General features: G+C 68.7%; 13 protein-coding genes and 3 pseudogenes. 8 read left to right on the top strand and 8 right to left on the bottom strand.

What is annotated here, in order from left to right; genetic code table 11:
• Window positions 1-2 precede the first annotated feature (2 nt).
• Window positions 3-1136 carry a DUF6183 family protein gene (locus ADK57_RS17655; protein WP_053750433.1) on the top strand — a complete coding sequence of 378 codons (1134 nt, stop codon included), beginning with the start codon at window positions 3-5 and terminating at the stop codon, window positions 1134-1136.
• A 628-nt stretch (window positions 1137-1764) separates the two neighbouring features.
• Window positions 1765-2220, top strand: a complete 456-nt coding sequence (locus tag ADK57_RS47470; RefSeq protein WP_078973195.1) for a pyridoxamine 5'-phosphate oxidase family protein — start codon at window positions 1765-1767, stop codon at window positions 2218-2220.
• A 57-nt stretch (window positions 2221-2277) separates the two neighbouring features.
• On the opposite strand, the gene ADK57_RS17645 is transcribed toward ADK57_RS47470, so the two are convergent.
• Complete coding sequence (locus tag ADK57_RS17645) at window positions 2278-2520, bottom strand: peptidoglycan-binding domain-containing protein (RefSeq protein ID WP_053750431.1); 243 nt, start codon at window positions 2518-2520, stop codon at window positions 2278-2280.
• Between the two features lie 388 nt (window positions 2521-2908).
• Entirely contained in the window at window positions 2909-3262 is a 354-nt protein-coding gene (locus ADK57_RS17640; protein ID WP_053750430.1) for an SUKH-3 domain-containing protein, read from the bottom strand.
• Window positions 3263-3581: 319 nt separating this feature from the next.
• Here ADK57_RS17640 and ADK57_RS47465 point away from each other — a divergent pair, with 319 nt between their 5' ends.
• The 3 genes from ADK57_RS47465 (at window position 3582) to ADK57_RS17625 (ending at window position 7831) form a co-directional block, all read left to right on the top strand.
• Window positions 3582-4133 carry an NUDIX hydrolase gene (locus ADK57_RS47465; protein WP_324612197.1) on the top strand — a complete coding sequence of 184 codons (552 nt, stop codon included), beginning with the start codon at window positions 3582-3584 and terminating at the stop codon, window positions 4131-4133.
• A 347-nt stretch (window positions 4134-4480) separates the two neighbouring features.
• Window positions 4481-5332 (top strand): PfkB family carbohydrate kinase, encoded by an 852-nt coding sequence (locus ADK57_RS17630; protein ID WP_234390258.1) that lies wholly within the window; start codon window positions 4481-4483, stop codon window positions 5330-5332.
• 165 nt (window positions 5333-5497) lie between these two features.
• A complete protein-coding gene (locus ADK57_RS17625) occupies window positions 5498-7831 on the top strand; it encodes a glycosyl hydrolase family 95 catalytic domain-containing protein (RefSeq protein ID WP_053750427.1) in 2334 nt (777 codons plus the stop codon).
• Between the two features lie 395 nt (window positions 7832-8226).
• On the opposite strand, the gene ADK57_RS17620 is transcribed toward ADK57_RS17625, so the two are convergent.
• From ADK57_RS17620 to ADK57_RS52435, 4 genes and pseudogenes are all read right to left on the bottom strand, one after another.
• Window positions 8227-10134 carry a glycoside hydrolase family 97 protein gene (locus ADK57_RS17620; RefSeq protein ID WP_053750426.1) on the bottom strand — a complete coding sequence of 636 codons (1908 nt, stop codon included), beginning with the start codon at window positions 10132-10134 and terminating at the stop codon, window positions 8227-8229.
• Between the two features lie 53 nt (window positions 10135-10187).
• Window positions 10188-10358, bottom strand: a pseudogene (locus ADK57_RS52445) (hypothetical protein); the annotation flags it as partial.
• 487 nt (window positions 10359-10845) lie between these two features.
• A pseudogene (locus ADK57_RS52440) lies at window positions 10846-11217 on the bottom strand (hypothetical protein); the annotation flags it as partial.
• A pseudogene (locus tag ADK57_RS52435) lies at window positions 11210-14324 on the bottom strand (glycoside hydrolase); the annotation flags it as partial. The pseudogenes ADK57_RS52440 and ADK57_RS52435, both read right to left, overlap by 8 nt.
• A gap of 204 nt (window positions 14325-14528) precedes the next feature.
• On the opposite strand from ADK57_RS52435, the gene ADK57_RS17610 reads away from it, so the two are divergent.
• Window positions 14529-15545 carry a pectate lyase family protein gene (locus tag ADK57_RS17610; protein WP_053750425.1) on the top strand — a complete coding sequence of 339 codons (1017 nt, stop codon included), beginning with the start codon at window positions 14529-14531 and terminating at the stop codon, window positions 15543-15545.
• A gap of 236 nt (window positions 15546-15781) precedes the next feature.
• On the top strand, window positions 15782-16360 hold the full coding sequence (locus tag ADK57_RS17605) for a hypothetical protein (RefSeq protein ID WP_107091578.1): 579 nt from the start codon (window positions 15782-15784) through the stop codon (window positions 16358-16360).
• Window positions 16361-17074: 714 nt separating this feature from the next.
• Here ADK57_RS17605 and ADK57_RS17595 read toward each other — a convergent pair.
• Window positions 17075-17980, bottom strand: a complete 906-nt coding sequence (locus ADK57_RS17595) for an aminoglycoside phosphotransferase family protein (RefSeq protein ID WP_107091573.1) — start codon at window positions 17978-17980, stop codon at window positions 17075-17077.
• Window positions 17981-18124: 144 nt separating this feature from the next.
• On the opposite strand from ADK57_RS17595, the gene ADK57_RS17590 reads away from it, so the two are divergent.
• Window positions 18125-18415, top strand: coding sequence for a DUF1905 domain-containing protein (locus ADK57_RS17590; RefSeq protein WP_053750421.1), 291 nt, complete (start codon window positions 18125-18127; stop codon window positions 18413-18415).
• Between the two features lie 706 nt (window positions 18416-19121).
• On the opposite strand, the gene ADK57_RS17585 is transcribed toward ADK57_RS17590, so the two are convergent.
• Window positions 19122-20414 (bottom strand): MFS transporter, encoded by a 1293-nt coding sequence (locus ADK57_RS17585; protein ID WP_107091572.1) that lies wholly within the window; start codon window positions 20412-20414, stop codon window positions 19122-19124.
• Window positions 20415-20418: the final 4 nt, after the last annotated feature.

The raw sequence follows: 20418 nt of genomic DNA, 5'->3' as shown, positions 1-20418 counted from the left end.
ACATGGCGAGCGTAGACACGGTGGGAGGGGACGCCGGTGAGCGGTACCCCTGGATCACCATCGAGGCGTGGGCCAAGGGTGGGGAGACTGAACGGATCGGGGAGGTCGGTGAGGCGCTCGCCGCGGAGGCTCGGCAGATCGAGGAACGGCTGAGGGTGCTGCATCGCGACCTCACGTTCGTGCAGCGGGTCCTGGCACTCACTCCGGGGCGACCGTTCATGGAGCGACTTCTGACCCTGAGTCGTCAGGTGGGGTACTCGGGTGCGAGCGACGAGCGCCTGCTCGCATCGCTGATCGCGGAGGCGCAGTCCCTCGACGACGCGCTGTACGTCCTCCGGCACCCGGAAGGCGAAGAGCACCAGGCGCTACAGGCCTGCCTCTTCCACGAGTTGCTCTTGCGCGGGGCAGACGCCGACAAACTGGTCCCCCACGCCACTCGGCGCCCCGATTTCCGCCCGTTCCACTGGAGCGGCCTTTCCTGGTTGCCGGCCCGGCTCTCGGAGATGGAGGGGCCGGATCTGAGGGCGTGGTTGCCGAACCGTCGCTATCAAGGGGGTGCCTCCGGAAGCGTCCCGACGATGAAATCGCCGACGCCTGTCGATGCGGCCGCACGTCGAGCCGGCGCCGCCCACCGCATCCGGGAGACCACGCCCGCGCATCTGGTCGACCTGATCGGCAGGCCGGCCAAAGACGGCAGATGGTGCAACCACGAAGCACGGGTCTTCGTCCTGGACGAGCCCGTCGCCCCGGAGGATCTGCCGGGAGTCGTGACCACGTTGCCGTTGGACTGCTTGCGGGGGCTGGGCGAGCATGACCGGTTCGAGGGTGAGGCGTGCACGCTCGACTCGGTCTGGCTGACGTTGTTCATGACCGCCTCGGCCGGCGGATTCGGCTCAGCGGGCGTCCACGGCGCCTGGGGGCGTTTCAGCGCGTGGCTCTCCCTCGCCGGACTCTGCGGAGCCGAGTACCCCGAGGCAAGCGCTTCCGAGGTCGAAGAGCTGGCCCGGGCCTGTACCTGGTACCGGTTCGAGGCCGACACCGAATGGTTCTGCAACGACCTGGACGACTACGGCATCGTCGCCGTCTCCCCCGACCGCCGCCGTATCGCCGTACTCGCCGCGACGGACACCGACTGAGCTGTTCAGTACCGCAGATGGCAAAGCCATCGATAGGTCGTCGCCACTGTCGAGCGCGCTCAGCGCGCCAAAGACGTCGAAGGGTTGCTCGAGCACCACTCCATGACCGGCGCGGGTCTGCCCTCCCTGGTCGAGGGTGCCCTTGGTGCGGACCTTGCCGTTGACGCATCGGGAGGCCGCGGCGGTGATCCGGCGGCCCGTCACCGGTTCGCCGCCCTCGCGCAACGTGTCGTCGACGCGGTTGATGAGTACGGCGGCGCCGGCGAGCCATTCCAGGCTGCCGTGGACGACGAGCGGGGCGCTGTCCCACCGGCCTGAGGCGAGGAGCCAGGTTGCGAGGATGGCCCCGCTGATCCGCCAGCCCAGGCAGACACACGGCTGATCAGGGTGACCCCTGCGGTGCGGACGGGGCTGGTGGGCTTCCAGCTGTGCCAGTCGAAGACGAGGGAGCTGGCTGGTTCCAAGATGGAGTCGTGGACGGTGTGCACGATCACGTTCACGGAATTCACCACCTTCTTGGGGCGTGGGAGACCGACGGCCGTGTCCCGGCCCATCCCACCCGGCTTGCCGCTTGATGCCCTGGTCCTAGGTCGGAGGTCGGTAGGCAAGAGTCGTGTGGCACCAGAAGATGGGAGATGTGGCATCTCGTGATTTCGACGTAGACACGTTCTTGCAGCAGCCGCTCACCGCTCGTATCGCGACCAGCGGGCCCACGGTGCGCCCTGTCTGGTTCTTGTGGGAGAACGGGGCCTTCTGGGTGCTAACAGGGCCGTGGGCCCGGTTGTTCGGCCGTGTGAAAGACGACCCGAACGTTGCCCTCGTGGTGGACGAATGCGATCTCGCGACGGGACGTGTGCAACAGGTGATCGCCCGCGGGCGCGGTGAGCTGGTTCCTTTCGACGTACCGAGAGGACGACGTAAACTGGCCCGCTATTTGGGACCAGACGAAGCTGCGTGGGACACCCGGTTCGTGCGCTATCTGTATGACGATCCGGGTGAACGAGGCACGATGTGGCTGCGATTGGCTCCCGACTCGCTCACGGTGAAGGACCTCAGCTACTCGGTCGTTTCGCCCAGGGAATGACGTCACCGCCTGGGACGTGAGAGCGGCTCCCGCCCCGGGCGCCTGCAGGCGCTCGGCCTATTTGGCCGAAGGCTTGGCAGGTTTGTCGGCTAGGTTCCTGGGCCTCTGTCCCTTGCGCTTGTCGTCTCCGGTGGAAACCAGCGGGGAGGCCCAGGTCTGGAAGTCTCCCCGCCCGTTCGCCGGCAGCTTCGCGAAGCTCTGGAAGTCTCTGACCCCGGCCCCGAGCCGGGCATCGGAATGATCGGTAAAGGACACCCCGGCACGCTGGTTGAAGATCATGGCTGCGCTGAACAGGCTCACCAGGTGCTCGTCGAGCCCTGCGACACCGGGTTGTTCCTCAGCCCGTCGCGGGTGGCGGGACAGGCCGTCTCAGTTGTCGGCAGTCGGCAGTCGGCAGTCGGCAGTCGGCCGGGAATCCTGAGTGGCGGCCGTTTGCCGGGGAAGCGATCGGCCTACGGCCCTCCCAACGTCCCGCCGTGACGGGGACAACGACCGCGTGAGGCCGGAGTGTCGGGCCCTCCCTCATCCCCCGCCGCCCCGGACGAGCGGGTCAGGTCCGGGGCTCTTCGGCTGCCCGGCGATCCGAGTCAAGAGCCGACGTGCACGTACGAGGCCGAGCGCGCCGGGAGCAGGGGTCGGCCGGGCCGGTTTCGATCTCCTGCGCCATCGAGTCCTGCTGTGCGAGTGATCAGCCGGTGAGGCGACGGGGCTTGACGCCGAGGACCAGGTTCTCCATGGCCTGCGGCATCCGGCCGAAAGTGGCTGCCCACCTATCGACGAGGTAGATCTCGCTGAACTCGTCAATGCCGAGGTCGTGCCGCCCCTCGTCCAGCTCGCCCAGCGGAAAGATGTGGCGCCCGATTTCCTCGCTCCACGCGGTGAACCGGTCCTCTTCGCCGATCAGCAGCTCGGGATCGAACTCGAAGGGTGTCCGGGCGACGCTGATCCCGGGGCCGTGGACGTTCACATACAACCCGCCGAACTCCGCGAGGAAGCGCTCGGCGGCCTCGTGCATGATCAGCCCCGCTTCCGCGAACCGCATCCGCCAGGGCCCCCGTATCGACCTTCCGGCCAGGCGCCCAGCCCGCGGCCTTCAGCGCCTCGTGCACATCAGCCGTCCAACTTCCCACCACGAGCCTCCCTCTGACCGAGGCGCGATCGTTTCACCACTCACGGCACACCGACGAGCCCTCGGGCTCCAACCCTGCGTCGTCGCGCCACGGATCGAGAGCCGGATCCGCCCGCGGCCTCCTCCTCCCCCCACACACACTGACCATTCGAACTCAGCGACAGACGACACTCGTTGAGGGCTACGCCGCCCCCCTCACCCGCGGCGCGGCGATCCATCCCTCGCGGTCGGAGTGATTCCTCCGAGATGGGCCGGGCATCATAGCGAGGTGCCACGCCCTCAAGCCCCACCGCTCGTGGTCGACGATCGCGGCAACTCCTTGGTCTCCTTCACACGCGGAGCCGAAGCGGCGCCACCGTATGACGCGCCGCCGCCGGCGGCGTTGGTCGCCATCTGGCATGCCGATCGTGTCCTCATGGTCTTCGATCGATTCCGCCAGGGCTGGGAACTGCCCGGTGGCCGTATAGAAGAAGGCGAATCCCCTCGTCAGGCTGCCGCACGCGAGCTGCTGGAGGAGAGCGGTCAGGAGCCCGACGGACCGTTGCGGTTCATGGGCTACGCCGGCTTCGTACTCCCGCCCGACCAACGGGCCGAGTACGCGGCACTGTTCGCGGGCAGCACCACCGACAGGCGGGACTTCCAAGCCAGTGAGGAGATCGCGGCCATCCACTGGTGGAACCTCCGGGACGCCCTCCCGGGACGTGTTCAACCCCTGGACGCCTACCTCGCCCAACTCGCACATGAGTTGAGCCCTGGCCTCTTCCACCGTACAGGCAGAGGTTGAAACCCAAGCCATATACCTGTTCTTTGCCCCCCCTCACCGCCTCGGCCGATGGCCCGCAGGAGTTCTCCCGGCTTCGACCCGTCTTCGCGACCGACCGTCTGAACGGCCTCCTGGGTCGGTTGGTACGTGAGGCCGAAGGCCGGGGCTGCCGAGTCGACTGCCTGTGTGCTCGACTCCCAGAGCGTCAAGGCACATCCAACTGCCCTCCCGGATCGCCGCCACGAAGCCCGCGCGTTTACGCGTAGGTGGGGTCACCCGTTCGTACACTGGCCGCGTGCCGGGACAGAAGGAGGTGCTGGTGGGTGGAGCCGGCGACAAGCGGGCGCCCTGAAGGTCTGTTCGTCGGCTTGTGCACACTGGACGTCATCCAGGTCGTGGAACATACGCCCGCTTCCAACCAGAAACTGACGGCCAGTCAACAGATCGTGGCCGCAGGCGGTCCGGCGGCGAACGCGGCCGCGACCTTCACCCACTTGGGCGGCGCGGCCAGGCTGCTCACCACGATCGGCTCCCATCCGCTGGGACTTGCGGTCTCGGCGGACCTGAACCGGCTGGGCGTGACCATGTCCGATCTTGCAGCCGACTCGGTCGAGCCGCCCGCCGTGTCCTCCATTCTGGTGACCGCATCCAGCGGGGACCGGGCCGTCGTCTCGACCAATGCGACGGGATACCGGCTCGCCCCACCCGACGATCTTGACGCGCTGGTGGCAGCCTGCGACATCGTCGAGTTCGACGGCCACCACATGGAACTGGCACAGGCTGCCGCCCGCGCTGCTCGCGCCGCCGGGCGTCGGACCGTCTTCGACGGGGGCAGCTGGAAAGCCGGCACGCAGAACTTGCTGCCGCTGATCGACGTGGCCGTGTGCTCGGACGACTTCCACCCGCCCGGCGCGAACACGCCGGCGGACACCCTGCGGTTCCTGCACGAGCACGGGGTCGTCTGGTCGGCGGTCAGCCGGGGAGCGCAGCCCATCATGTGGGCGGGGCCCGACAGCAGCGGCACGGTGGACGTGCCTGCCGTCCGGGTGGCGGACACACTCGGCGCGGGCGACATCCTGCATGGAGCCCTCACCCATCGCCTCGCGCTTCAAGGCCGCCTGACATCGCAGGGTTTCGCCGAGGCCCTGCGGGGTGCGGCTGCGGTGGCCTCCCGGGCGTGTGCCTCGTTCGGCACCCGGGCGTGGATGCGGGGAGGGTGACGCCCCCCGACGCGGCCCCGCTGCTCGTCGAGCTGATCGCCGCGACCTCGCCTTACAGCAGCCAACACATCGGATCTATCCCGATGCATTGACGCACACTTCCCCTTTCTCTAAGTTGCGTCGCGAGATAGATCCGATGATTCACTGAGCCCGCCTGGAGGCAACGTGCCCTCTCCCTCCGCACCCGATTCGTCCAGACGTACCGTCCTCGCCACCGGATCCGCTCTGAGCGGCGTGCTACTGGCCTCGGGCCTGACCGGGCAGGCGACAGCCGCCGAACGTGCCGAGGCCACCGCGCTTTCCGCCGACCCCTGGCGCACCGTTCTCGACGACGCCGACCTGGTCTGGCAGCGGATGCCGACGGCCTGGTACGAAGGCCCGTTCCTCGGCAACGGCCTCCTCGGCTCCGGGATCTACGCCGAGCCGGGTGCCGCGTCGACGGCCGTGCGTTTCAACGTCCAGCATTCCGAAGTGCAGGACCACCGCCCCGAGTTCGGCTCCCTCTTCGGCCTCGCCCGGCTGCCGATCGGGCACTTCACACTGGAGCCGGTGGGTGCGATCACCGGCCTCGACTGGCGATTGTCGCTGCACGAGGCCGAGTTGACGGGCACGCTCACCACCGAAAGAGGCACTCTGGCCCTGCGTGCCCTGGTGCACAACGACCGCTCGGTCCTTGCCGTGGAGGTGACGGCAAGCGAGGGCGAGCGCGGCTTCCGCTGGGTGTTCCACCCGGCCGACGCCATCAGTCCTCGGGCCGGCTTCAAGCCGCTGCCGGACGGCTACCAGGGCAACCCGCCCGCCGAGGTCGCCGACCACGACGGGGTGGCCGTATCCGTGCAGCGGCTGCTGGCGGGCGGGCAGCACGTCACCGCGTGGCGGGAACGGGCCGGGGGCCGGACGAGGACGTTGTACGTGCACGTCGCGCACTCGTACCCGCAGAACACGGCCTTGGACCGGGCCCTCGAAGCAGTCCGCACCGCAGCACAACTGCCCTACTCCGCCCTGGCGGTGGCCCACCGCGCCTGGTGGCACGCCTTCTACCGCAAGAGCTTCCTGTCCCTCCCCGACGCCCGCATCCAGCGCTTCTACTGGATCCAGCTGTACAAGGCCGCCTCCGCCGCCCGTCGCGACGCTCCGGTGATGGCGACGAGCGGCCCGTGGCTGGAACCCACACCGTGGCCCAACACCTGGTGGAACCTCAACGCCCAGCTCGAGTACTGGCTCATCCACGGCTCCAACCATCTCGAACTCGACGCGATCACCCGGGCGTTGAGCGAGTTCAGGGACAACCTCGCCAAGGAGGTGGAGCCGTCCTACCGCGCCGACTCGCTCGGCATCCCCCGCACCACCGACCCCCATCTGGTCAACGGCGCGGCCAGCGCTCTCACGGGCTACGGCGTCGGCATCCCCGGCCAGGACCCGCCGACCCCCGAAGTCGGCAATCTGACCTGGGCGTTGCACAACGTCTGGCTCAGTTACCGCCACACGATGGACGAGTCGATCCTCCGGGACGTCCTCTTCCCCCTCCTGCGCAAGGCGATCAACTACTACCTGCACTTCCTCGAGCCCGGCCCGGACGGCAAACTGCACCTGCCCGCCACCTTCTCCCCGGAGTACGGCGGCGACTCGCGCGACTGCAACTACGACCTGATGCTCCTGACCTGGGGCTGCCGCACCCTCCTCGAATCGGCCGAACTTCTCGGTATCGACGATGCGTTGGCCCCCCGCTGGCGCGAAGTGCTGGCGAAACGCGCGCCGTATCCGACGGACGCGAACGGTTTCATGATCGGCGCGGACATCCCCTTCGCGAAGTCGCACCGCCACTACTCCCATCTGCTCGCGGTCTACCCGTTGTACGAGGTGACCGGCCGAACCGCCGATGAACACGCCCTGATCGAGACATCGTTGGCGCACTGGGTGGGATTCGAGGGCGCCCTCCAGGGCTACACCTTCACCGGCGCCGCCTCCATGTCGGCGCTGCTCGGAAAGGGCGAGGACGCACTGAACTACCTCGGTGAGCTGATGACCCGCTTCATCCAGCCCAACACCATGTACCAGGAGTCCGGTCCGGTCATCGAGACGCCCCTGTCGGCAGCCCAGTCACTGCACGACATGGTGTGCCAGTCGTGGGGCGGCGTCATCCGGGTGTTCCCCGCACTGCCCGCCGCGTGGGCGGACCTGGCCGTGCACAACTTCCGTACGCAGGGCGCTTTCCTGCTGAGCGCGCTCCGCCAGGGCGGTACCACGCGCTGGGTGCGACTGGTCAGTGAGGCAGGCGCTCCCTGCGTCGTGCGGCACGCAATCGCGGGACCGGTCGATGTACGGGACGGGCAGGGCCGCCCCCTACGGCACTCCGACGCCGGCGACGGCGCGATCCAGGTCACCCTGCGCAAGGGCGAGTCGGCCCTCATCACCGCCAAGGGCGACCGACCCGACCTGACTGTCGCGCCCGTACGCCCGAACGGGGACGCGCCCCGCTGGGGGCTGCCCCTCACCTGAGCGTAGGCCGATCGAGGGCATCGGCCACGGCTCGCCTGCCCACGTCAGGGGCGGGAGGGCACCTGTTCCGCTGCGGCACCCGAAGAGTTCGGACGGCCTTCCCGAAGTGATGCGCGCCGGCCTCGGCCCTGCACGACACATCGGAGCAAACGTGCCGCCGCACCGCGCGTGCGCAGGGCCGGCGTCGAGGCGTCGACCGCGCCCGCTGCCGGTGGCGTCGAGGCGGCGAACACCACTGCCGTACCCGCCGCCGTGGCCGGCACACTACGCCGGGAAACACTCATGCTCGTCCCTGCAGCCGACAACTGGTCGACTGGTCGACTGCAGAAAAGAAATCCCGCGAAACCACTTCTGGCGGCCGGGCGCCCAAGTTGGCACCCGGCCAGAGATCGTGGTCATCGGTAGCAGGTGGTGATGCCCGGGCGCCAGGGGCAGGCTATGGCGGCAAAGCCGCCGTTGGTGACGACGTCGACGGCGAGCGTGTCGCCGCCGTGGAGGACCTGCCGGTCCTGGACGAGCCCGTCGGTTCCGTCCCGGATCGTCTCGACCAGCCACCGTCCGGGGCCGATGGTCAACGGTACGTCGGCCGAGTGGGCGGCACCGGCGTACACCCCGCCGAGGAACCAGCGGTCGCCGCTGCGACGGGCGAGCACGGCCTCCTGGCCGGGCTGTCCGGCGAGCAGCCGGGTGTCGTCCCAGGCTGCGGGGAGCTGGTCGTAGAAGGCCCGGGCGAGCGGGCGGGCGTCGTACGACTCGGGGGTGCCGGCGAACATCTGCAGGCCCGACTCGTAGACGACGGCGAGCCCGGTCTCGGCCGCGTCGGAATTGGGGCGCAGGCCGACGCGCTGGAAGGCGCCGGGGGTGAAGTCCATGGAGCCGATGACGTTGCGGGTGAACGGCAGGGTGGTGAGGTGGGCGGCGGTGTTGGTGCGCTTCTCCTCTCCGGCGACGCCCTCCAGGGTCATGACCTGCGGCCAGGTGCGCTGGATGCCCTTGGGGATCGTGGAGCCGTGGAAGTCGACCATGAGGTGGTGGGCGGCGGTCTGCGTGAGGATCGCGTCGTACCACTGGAGCATGGGCTGCGCCTCGGAGTTCATGAAGTCGATCTTGACGCCCTTCACGCCCCAGCGTTCCAGGGTGGGCAGCCACCGGGCACGCTCGTCGGGTGTGTCGAGATCGCGCTGGTGGATCCAGACGATGATGCCGACGCCTTTGGCGCGCGCGTAGTCGACGAGCTCCGGCATCCAGCTGTTGGTCTGCCAGTCGGGGTCGGTGGTGTCCCACTCGTCGGTCTTGAAGTACCAGCCGGCGTCGACGGCCTCGTAGGGCCAGTGCCGTTCGGCGGCGTAATCGACATAGGCCTTCTGCGCGGCGAGGCTCTGGCCGGCTTCTTTGCCGCCGGCGAGCCAGGTCCACAGCACGGTGCCGGGCCGGATCCAGGAGGGGTCGGCGACCTTGGAGGCGGGGGCGAGGTCGTCGGTGAAGGTGGATCGGGTGACGGTGGCGAGGTCGCCGGTGACCATGGCCCGCCAGGGGGTGGCGAGGGGGCCGTCGGTGTGGACCCGGTCGTCCGCGAGCTTGATCCGGTAGGTGCCGGTGCCCTGGTCGTGGGCGAGCCGGGCGCCGGAGTACGTGCCGGTGAGGTCGGACTCGGCGAGCAGGGTGTAGCCGCCGTCTGTCGCGAACAGCGCCTGGTCCGAGTACTCGCCGGTCGGCGCGGTCGCGGCGGTGTACCTGGCGAACTGGCCCTCGTTGTCGACCCGGTAGGTGCCGAGCCAGGCACTCGCGTCCGTCGGAAGATTGAACGCGGAGGTCTCGCCGAGCACGTCGCCGTAGCCGTAGCCGGCAGGCAGGACGTACCGGTAGGCGACGCCGTCGGCGGATGCGCGGACGACGAGGTCGAGCCGGGCACCGCCGGAGCCGGCGAACGACAGACGGGTTTCGTTCATGCGGACCCGGCGGTCCAGCCGTTTGCCGGACTTCGTCCGGTACCGCTCGTCGATCAGCCGGTCCTTGCGATGCAGGAAGCGCAGGTCCTGGGAGAGGTCGGCCTGTTCGGTGACGATGCCGACGGGCGACGGTTCGATGACCGTACGGCCGCCACGGGACACCGCGAGGCTCAGCGTGCCGGTGGTGTCGTCCAGGGATATCTGCGCGCGCGGGGCGTGTGCTGCCGCGGACAGGGACCAGCTGTGGCCGGGGGAACCGACGTCCTGTTCTGCCCGTGCGGGCACGGTCGTGAAGAGTGTGGCCGCCAGCCCTGCGCAGAGCGCGGCGACCGCGGTCCTGATCGGAACCGCCATGAGAACGCTCCCTGTTGATGAGGTGAGGTGGTGTGTGTCCGTACGAACGGTCGCTACGGCAGTCCCCAGGCCGGGCCCGGTTCGCAGACGGCGACGGGCTCGATGACGAGGTCGGGGCGGGTGCCGGAGTGGACGAGCACCTCACGGCCGCGGGGCAGGTCGATGGCAAGGGTGCCGTCGCCCAGGTCCTGCGTGCGGGCCGGGCTGCCGTCGTCCAGCAGCATCAGATGAACGACCGGCAGCCGACAGGTGCCCCAGCCACTGCCGAACTCTGGCCGGTGGCCTGGACGCGGCCGTGCTGGACCGTGAAGCGGACCTGGTTGGTGGCCAGCAGGTCCTGGCCGCGCAGGAACCCGGCCGGCCCAGGCGCCGTCGGTGGTCACCCTGTTGCGGAGTCTCCAGGGGCGTCCGCGTTCGTCGTCGGACGGCACCGGCTGCTCATGCTGTACGGCGTGGGCCGTCCCCGGCAGGGCAGCGGCTGCAGCTTCGCCCACTGCGGTGCCGAGTACGGCTCTACGGGGCACCTTCGAGTGTTTCTCCGGCTGTGAGGTCATCATCGCCCTCCAGACCTGACGGATCCTCGATACATCGGGTGTATCGGCGAACCTAGGCACCCCCCGTGTACCTGTCAATGACTTGGACGACCTGGAGAATGAGCGATGAAAAGGCCAGCATTGAGAAAACTCGACCTTCGCTCCACATCGGTGAGCCTCACCAAAGCCTCTCAACTCCTCCGATGTATTTCGCAGAGCCGCATACCGTGTGGCAGCGTCCCCAAGGCCACCCGGACCGGCGCAGCACGGCCCGTACACGCGATACGTGCACGCGGACGGCGACCGCAGGACGTTCACCCGAGGCCGGGTGGTGGTGGCCGAGCTGCGCGGTGCCGGGTGGCTCGAGTGGCTGGAGGAACGGGCTCGCAGCGGGCGGCAGGGGTTGCGGACCCGAAGCAGTCGGAGGCGTTCGCCGAGTTCCCCGCCCGTGGCCCGCGCGCGGTCCGTCGGCCTCGCCGACGGCCACCGCACGGTTGAGCCGGACGACCGGGCTGTCGGTCAGGCGCGCGAGCTCGTCGTACCACTCGACACTTCCGTGTCTGTGAACCGTCCTCACTGGTCACGGAGACGACGGCCGACGTGCGACCGGACTCGCCGGCCCTGTCGACGACAACGGTCGCGTAGGGGTCGCGTGCCGTCGCGGTGACCGTGCTCCGGTTCGGGTTGGCCGTGACGACCCGGTAGGTGGTCGTGTCCGGGTCGAACGAGGCGATCGGGTCACCGGCCACCTCGATGGACGTGGCGGCGGCGTCCGAGGAGGCGCCCGGAGCCTTGGCGTTCACCTCGATCTCACTCATGGTGATGTAGCCGCCCGGACGTGCGGTCATGACCACCCGCACCCCGGTCGTCGGTCCTGCTTCCAGCGGGACGTCGACCACGGGTGTGCCCTCGGTCCCGACCGTGATGGCGTCGCTCGCGTCGACCCACGTCGAGTCGTCGGCCGCCCGCACCTGCACCTTCAGGCTCTCGGGAAAGGAGGCGCTGTTCCCGTCCCGGTGGAAGTGCGCGACGATCCGGTTCAGGTCCCGTTCCTTCGGCCACGTGAAGGTGATGGCGTCCGAAGGGTTCTTGGTGTTGCCCGGCTTCCAGTTGGACCAGGCCTTCTCGGAGAGGTCACCGTTGCGCAGGCGCTCCGCGGAGTAGCCGCTCTCGGTGAACGTGGCGGCGACCGCGACGCCCTCGTCGGAAGCGATGTTGGTCTCCGTGGCTTCCGTTACCTGTACGCGCACGGCCGCGTCGACCGTGCCGCCCCCGACGGTCTGTGCGACGCCGCGCAGCGTCACGACCCCGGCCGTGTCGAAGGCCCCGTCGGGTACCGGGTCCCAGGTCACCGGAAGGTCGGCCCGGCCGCCGTTCTCGCCGATGCCGACGACCGTGTCCGGCAGCTGCGGCTTCCCGCCCACGTAGGTTTTGACACGGCCGGGCAGGGTCGAGGCGATCGTGTCGACGGTGACCACTGCCGTCGCGGGGATCTTCCGCCCGAGGGAGTCGGTCGCCTCGCCCCTGACGCGTACGGTCCCGGGGTGGCGCCACTTCCGGTCCGACGGAAGGTTCCACACCACGGGGAGCGAGCCCCGGGCGCCGTCCCGGAACACCGGTGTCACCGTCTTCGGCAGCTCCGGACGCAGACCGGGGACGGTGAACGCCTCGGCCGGCTCGGTACGCAGCACCGTCTCGTCGGTCACGGCCCAGCGCTGGTTCGCCGCCGAAGTCGGGGTGTACGTGGACACGGTGGCGCCCTCCGCCGAGGACTGCCCGGCGACGTCGAGCAGGCGGCCGGTGGCGGCGTTGACGAACGTCCAGGTGCCGTCGCCGGTCGTCGACAGGATCCACTGCGCGGCTTCGGAGACCTGGCTGCCTGCCGGGCCCTCCAGGACGGCCTGGTTGTCACGCACCGTGAGCCGCTTGCCGGTCGTGGCGCCGGAAAGGGCGTAGCGCTCGCGGTTGTCGGTGCCGGGGGTCAGCTTCGCCACGGACCACAGCTGTTGCGCACTGCCGGCGTCGGTGGTGCGGATGACGACACTGCTGCCGTCGTCCGACGGAGCCAACGACTTTCCGCTCTGTGCCCCTTGGAGTCGGTAGACATGCCCGGGCTGAACGAGGGCGGCGTCCTTCGCCACGCCGCTGACACCCTCGACCAGGAAGGTCGTGACGGACTTCGCGGGGACGGCGAGCGTGGCCGAACGGTCGGTGACCCGGACCGGTGTGCCCTTGACGAGGGCACCGTCGGCGCTCGTCACCACGGGTGTCACGGTCGCCCGGGGCGCGACCTTGCCGAAGCGGGAGAGATCGAGGGTGACGGAGCGCGCGGACGTGCCGCTGTTCACGTGCACCACGGTCGCCGCACGGCCGGACTTCTTCACCGCGGCGACGCTGGACGGATCGTCGACCTTCACGAAGTGGTCGCCGGGGCGGATGTGGTGGGTGAAGTTGCGGATGGTGTGGAACTTCGAGTTGGCCCGGATCGGGCAGGTCTCCAGGGTGTCCTCGGCAGTGCAGTTGAACGGGACGTGGATGCTGCCCCATTCTTGCCCGCCGCGGCCTGGGGGACGGAGTCCTCGATGGGCTGCCAGAACACCCAGGCCGAGGGCTCCAGTTCGCGCATGTCGTCGACCATCCGGGTGGCGATGCCGAGCCCCGGATCCATGCCGGTGAAGTCGGTGCCGGTGCCCCAGGTGCCCTCGACCTCGCTCATCCACAGCTTCTGGTCCGCGCCCTTGGCGATGTCACGTGCGCTGGTGCGCATGCCCGTGCCGTAGGTGTGCACGTTGAGCTGGTCGACAGCGGCTCGCGCGGGGGCGCCGTAGGCGTTCCAGTTCTGGGTGAAGATGCTGGGGTTGGTCTCGTCCATCGCGGAGATCTCGGCGTCGGTCTTGGCCCCGTCGAGCGCCTTGTCGAGCGCGAGGAGCACCTTCTGCTGGAGCGCCGGTCCCGCGTGTGCGCCCTCCTGGCGTCCGCCCATGGGCTGACCGTCCGCTCCGAGCTGGGTGCCCCAGTAGGGCGTGTTGGGCTCGTTGAGCGGGGCGACGTGTCGAACTCGATGCCGCGCGCCTTCTCCAGCTGTTCGGTCACGCGCACCAGGTAGGTGGCGAATTCGTCGACGCGGTCCGTGCGGATCTGGTCCGTGCTCGCGTCGTAGCCTCCGGAGACGTAACCGCTGACCGTCTGGAACCAGGGCGGCGAGTTGCTGAACGCCTCCCAGCGGGTGATCTTGTCCTTGATCTGGTCCACCCACCAGCGCTGGCCCGCGTCGGCGTCCCAGTCCCAGTGGTCCGGGTTGTTCGGATCCCACCAGTCCGTGTCCTGCCGGGTGGTTCCCTCGGGGGCCTTCCAGAAGCCCTCCATGGTCGCGCCCGTCTTCATGTAGTCCTTGCGGACGTCCGGGGCGTTGCCGCCGCCGATGTTGTACCGCGCGATGTTGAGGCCGAGACCGTCCTCGCCGAACAGCATGTCCACGAGCTGTCTTCGGATGGGCTCGGGGTAACGGCCCGTGGCGTTGGCGAACCAGACGAGGCTCGTGCCCCATCCCTCGAACTCCTGCTGCTGGTAGGACGGGTCGATCCGCACGGTGACCGCGCTCTGCGGCGACGAGTCCGCGCTCGCCGCGGGTGCGACGACGAGACCCGCGCCGAGCACCAGGGGAACCGCGCCAACGCCCGGATGATGCGATGCCGATGGGACACGACACTTCCTTTCACAGCTGCGAACTTGTTGACGTGCACAAAACACGTGCTTAGCATTCGGGAAACCGAGAAAGCGCTTTCTGCCCGTGTGTTCCAGGGTGCTCCTGTTTTGGAACGACCCGACGAAGATCCGCCCACTCGCCCCGGGAGGAACCACATGAGGTCGTCGTTACGCACCGCGCGCGGCGTTCCCGCTCTCCTGCTCGCCCTGCTGCTCGGCGCCACGGCGGTCCCGGCCGGCAGCGGCAGCGCCGCCGCGCAGACACCGGCGCCGTCGGCACCGCTCGCGGAGACGTCCCCCACCGGCTTCGCCGCGGTCGACGCGCTCGGTCAGAACGGCACCACCGGCGGAGCCGCCGGACCGACCGTGACCGCCACCACCACCCAGCAGTTCCTGGACTACATCGACACCACGAGTCCGCTGGTCATCCGGGTCCAGGGCACCATCGACATCACCAGCAAGCAGGGTGTGCGCCCGAACAAGACCATCATCGGGGTCGGTTCCTCGGCCGTCATCAACGGCGGCGGCCTGGACTTCTACCGCTCCTACAACGTCATCGTGCGGAACATCAAGTTCACCGACGCCGAGGACGACGCCGTCAACGTCGGCCAGGAGTCGCACCACATCTGGATCGACCACAACGAGTTCGTCGCGCCCCTCGACGGAGCGGTCGACGTCGTCCGCGGCTCCCAGTACGTCACCGTGTCGTGGAACTGGTTCAACCGGACCGACAAGAGCATGCTGCTCGGGCACTCCGACGGCAACGGCAGCCAGGACGCCGGCAAGTTGAAGGTCTCCATCCACCACAACTTCTTCGACGGCTCGCGGCAGCGGCATCCACGAGTGCGGTTCGGCGAACCCGTGCACGTCTACAACAACTACTACAAGGGGAACGCCCTGTACGGCGTCGCGTCGACCATGAACGCGGGCGTGCTGGTCGAGGGCAACTACTTCGAAAGCGTTCCCCACCCCTGCTACTCCGCCGCCGGGTACGACGAGTCGGGACCGGGCCGGCTGGTGCAGCGCAACAACGTCTTCACCGGTTCCGGCCCGTGCGAGGTCAACGGCACGGTGATCGAGCCGCGCACCTACTACTCGTACACGCTGGACCCCGCGGCCGACGTTCCCTCCCTCGTGCGGGCCGGGGCGGGCGTCGGGAAGCTCGGCGCCTGAACCACCTCTCCCCCGGATCCCCGGATCCCCGGACCCCGGCCCCCCGGATCCCGGGACCCCGAACCTCCGGGATGCCGCCCCCTCCACCTGCCGAACCGCCTCCCCCGGCGGACGGACCGATCACCCCGTCATCCCCACACTCGACGGCCAACCCCCCACAGGAGAACCCCTCAATGAGTCCACGACAGACCCCGGAGAGCACCAGCGCACGCACGGCCATACCCCGGCGCAACAAGATGGTCGTGGCCGTGCTGGCGGCCGCCGTACTGGCCGGGCCCGGCGTCGCGCAGGCTGCCCCGCCGGCCGCATCGGCGCCCCGGGAACAGGTGGCAGCGGCCAGTATCACCTGGACCCTCGAACGGGCGAGCAACCCCACCCAGGACCAACAGACGGCCTACGACCTCATCACGGCGGCCATGAACGCCGCGGTGGCCCGCTACAACAACCTCAGCGATCTGGGCAAGAGCATCACCGTCCGCTACGACCCCGGCGTGCCCACCGCGGACGGCAACATCAACGGAACCATTCGCTTCGGCAACCGCAGCTACATGACCCAGAGGACCGCGCTGCACGAGATCGCCCACACCATCGGAGTGGGCACCAGCTCGGGCTGGTCCTCCCTGGGCGGCGGAGGTACCTGGAACGGCGCGGAGGCCACGGCACTCGTCAAGCGGTTCGATGGATCGGCCGCCAAACTCTCCACCGGCGGTGGGCACTTCTGGCCCTACGGCCTGAACTACGAGAACGAGTTCTCGAACACGGCCGCCGATCGTCACGTCCAGATCGTCGCCGCCATGGTTCGTGACGGTCTTTAACCTCAAGGACCGGGCGCCTGGGGGACGTTGGCCGTCCCCCAGGCGCTTGTCCTGTCAGCGGAACGCGATGTCGGATCTCTTGGACGGTTTCGGTGCACCGGCCGGGGAGCCGGTCTTCGTGCGCGGGTTCCCGAACACCCTGCGATCGTTAGAGGGCGTCAGCCTGTTCGGCTCGGCCGGCTTCTCACAGGGGCGCCGGAGACCGGTCGCTATTCACGGATCACCTGGGCCGCGATCACGCTCACAGCCAGGCGCATCACCCGCCGCCAGTCCCGCAGGAGCGGACAGCCCGCCTCCAGCGAAGCTCAACGGGACTGATCGTTCTCGGGAATCACAACTGGCCACCGTCAGTGGGGCCAAGACCGAATCCTCGAACCTGGTGGTGGCGGCCTGCTCTTCGGGGCGTCCCGGGTCAAGCCCACGGTCGTGGTGGACCGTCACCAAGGAGCGAGCGAGCGGAGATGACGGGGGCGCGGTTCACCACCGTAGGCCTCGACGGCTCAAGCGTGTCGTGATGCGCGCCGTCGAGATGGTCGACACCACCATCGACGGCAGGATCCAAGCCTCGTCTTCAACAGGGTCGACGTCGCCCTGTCGGTGGAAGCAGAGCTCAACCGCCGGCACCCCGACCGCCCCAGGTTCCGTGAGTACGGAGAGCGATTGCACAGCAGTCCCATCAAGATTTCCTCACCCGCGACCAGCAGCTGCTTCAAGTCACGTGAGCGACTTGTCCGCCAGGATACGTTCCAAGGATCGTTGACCCGTCCGGCTCATGACCGGGTTGCTTTTGACGTAGTACCAGACCAACCCCATCGCTTGAGCGAAAGCCCACGCCTTGCCTCGCTCCCATTCAAGGTCGTCGCTACCCAGGCGATCACGGAGCACCTGCCGCGGCCCGGCCTCGAGCAAATGCCACGCACTCACAAGATCCAGCGAAGGGTCAGCCGGCCCGAAGCCGCCGACGTCGAGAATCCCCGCAAGCCGACCGGCGGACACGAGCACGTTGCCAGGAATCAGATCGCAATGGGCCATGGCGTCCTCAGCTGCACCTCGCGGCAGTTCACGCAAAGTTGCCCAGATACGGCGCAGCCGAGGGACATCCAGGAGTTGCTCACTGTGTCTGAAACAGGTCTCCATCCACGCGTCATGGGACCGCAGGTCGCCTCCTCGACCTGTGCCGGCGAACGTGCGGCCATGCGTGTCGATCGCGCGCAGGTCGCCGATGAGATCGGCCAAGTCACGCGCAAACGCAGACGATTCGCCTGGGTCCTCGTTGGCGGCCACGACCCCGGGCAGCCACGTCTGCACCGACCACGGAAGCGGGTAACCTGCCCCAGGTTCACCAAGCGCGACCGGCTCGGGCGTGGGGAAACGCGTGCGACCTGCCAGCTCGCGAGCCGCTTCCGCTTCGGACTCCAGCCAGCGCCGAGTCGACTCGACGTCTGCGGACTCAAGAGGGAATCGGGCTGCGAACCGATCGCCAATACGGAAGATGGCGTTGACCGTACCCTGCGCCGCGATGCTCCTGACTGGCAGGCTCCGCCACTCAGGAAACTGCTCCTCTACCAACATGCGCACCGTCTCAGGTGACACCGTCAGCTGGTTGGCATGCATCTTCATGGTGGGAGCATCCGCGTCACGATCTTCAACTGCAACCCATTTCTGTCGCGCAACCTTGCCTGCAGGACGGCCTCAACGAGGAGTGGTGGCACCGCATGTACGCTGAGCGCGACCTGGCCGTCATTGAGGAAGGACACTGACCTCATGGAGTTCGTCTTCTCCGGCCGGGTGATCGAATGGCGCGGGCCGTCGCCGTATTACTTCGTCCCCGTCCCGGACGAGGAGTCCGCCGACATCCGCGAGGTGGCCGCGATGGCCACGTACGGTTGGGGCGTGATCCCGGTCGAGGCCCGGATCGGCGAGGTTGCCTTCACAACGTCGCTCTTCCCCAGGCAGGGCGGCTACCTGCTGCCGCTCAAAAACGCTGTGCGCAAGCCGCAGGGCCTCTCGGCGGGTGACGAGGTGGCCGTGGAGATGGCCGTCCGCCTCCAGTAGAGCCGAATGGCGATCTGCAAACAGGATCAGTGGCGGCCGGGACATCTGCGACACGGTCTTCAGCGGTGACGCATATCGCGCCCCCGGCGAGTGAACCCGGATGCGTTATCGGCTCTTCGTGCGCGAGCGAGGTCGGTCTGCGGGTCCGGTTTGTCGTCAGGGACGGTGATCGCTGGGTGAGGGGCAGGTCCCGGATTTCGGTGCCCGGCAGCCCGGCAGCCCGGCAGCCCGGCAGCCCGGCAGCGAGACTGTCGCGTACCACTCGCGGCGAGCAGCCCGCCCCACGCAACGGATCCCGCCCCCACGGGTATTCGAGGGCGGGATCCGCAACACAGAGCGCCGGGCAGGCCTTGCACCTGCATCTCCCCGCAGGAAGCGGGACGTCTTTCCTTGGACCACCAACGCACAGTTCGGACACCGGAAGTTCCGGCGACCAGCTCAAGGTCAAGTGTAGCGCCCCGCAGCACCTGCCCAGCACGGTGCACGCGCCCGCCGGCCCAAGACGCCGCTGCGGCACCGGAGATGCGCACCGCCCACCCTCCCGGCGCGGGCAGCGATGGCCCTCCCAGGCCCGGACAGTCGAGGACTGGCGTAGTACGCGCCGACGGTGGACGACTCCGAAGAGGCCCTCGGTGAAGGCAGGGCAGCCCCCTTCGAGCACCTACCCGGCCTGCTCGCCGGGCTGCCGCCCTTCCACCTCTGGGGATCAATCGTCGTTCCGGTTGATCTCGATTCTCCGAAGTGACGGAACCAGTAACGGCACCAGCATCGCCACCGCCGCCACCCAGCCGCCGGTCACGGCGACCACCGCCGTTCCGAACGCCGCGGCGAGGAAGGGCGTGGACAGCTGGCCAACGGGGATAGGCACGAACGACCAGAACTCGTCGTGGGCGCCGACCCGGGAGAGCAGCCGCTCCGGGACGTGGGTGTTGCAGACGGTCTCCCACACGACCGTGAAGAACTCCGAGACCACTCCCGCCACGAATGCCGCCGCAGCCAGCCAGAATGCGTTCACGCCGGCGCCGAGCAGGATCAACGGGACGGCGGCCAGCGACATCGAGGACAGCGCCGGCGCCATCGGCCGGCGCACCGTCAGCTTCACCATCACCACACTGGCCAGCAGTGCCCCGACACCGCGCGCGCTCAGCACCAGTCCCCAGCCCTCAGCACCGATCGTGCCGTTCGCGATCACCGGGCCCAGGATCTGCCAGACACCCATGTTGACGGCGTTGAAGACGGCAAAGGCCAACGTCACCGTCCAGATCCACGATTTGGAGCTGAAGTAGCTCCAGCCCTCCCGCAGTTCGCCGAGCATCGTCGGGCCGTCCTCGGTACGCGGTGGCAGGTCGGGCAGCGACATCCGAGCGAAGAAGGCGGCCGCCAGGAGGAAGGACACGGCATCCGCGGCGATCGCCCAGCCGCCTCCGACGCAAGCGGTCATCAGGCCGGCTGCGGTCGGGCCAAGGATCCGAGTGGCGTTCCTGACGGACGCCACCAGGGAGCTGGCCTGCTGCAGGCCGCGGCCGGCCGCCAGATTCGAGACGATGCCGCGCAACGCAGGCTTGGTCAGTCCCTGAAAGATGCCGTTGAGGGCAGACAGCGGCAGCAAAAGCGCCGGGTGCTGGTGTGCCAGGAGGAGGAAGGCGACGCCGACCTGGGTGAGGCCGGCGCCCAGGCTGGTGAGGCACAGCACGGTGTCGCGCCGGTAGCGGTCGGCGATGCCGCCGCCGAGGAGGAGCGTCGCGACCATCGGGACCAAGGCCGCAGTGGTGACCGCCGACAGCCAGGCCGCACTGTCGGTGAGCTCCAAGACGCCGAAGGCCAGGGCGACCGGCGACATGGCACTGCCGGCCATGGAGATCGACTGGCCGCCCAGAAACCATCGGAAAGCAGCGGAGCGGAGCAGCCGCCCGGACGCGAGGCCAGTACTGGATGCCGGTGACGCGGCCCTTTCAACTGGTTCACGATCTCGACTCTCTGGCGCATCCGCTGCAGGCACAAGG

Origin of the sequence: Streptomyces sp. MMG1533, from assembly GCF_001279775.1 — a bacterium.
In the GTDB taxonomy this organism is placed as follows: domain Bacteria; phylum Actinomycetota; class Actinomycetes; order Streptomycetales; family Streptomycetaceae; genus Streptomyces.
The sequence above is the reverse complement of the archived record's forward strand: the minus strand, read 5'-3'. Positions and strand labels throughout refer to the sequence as shown.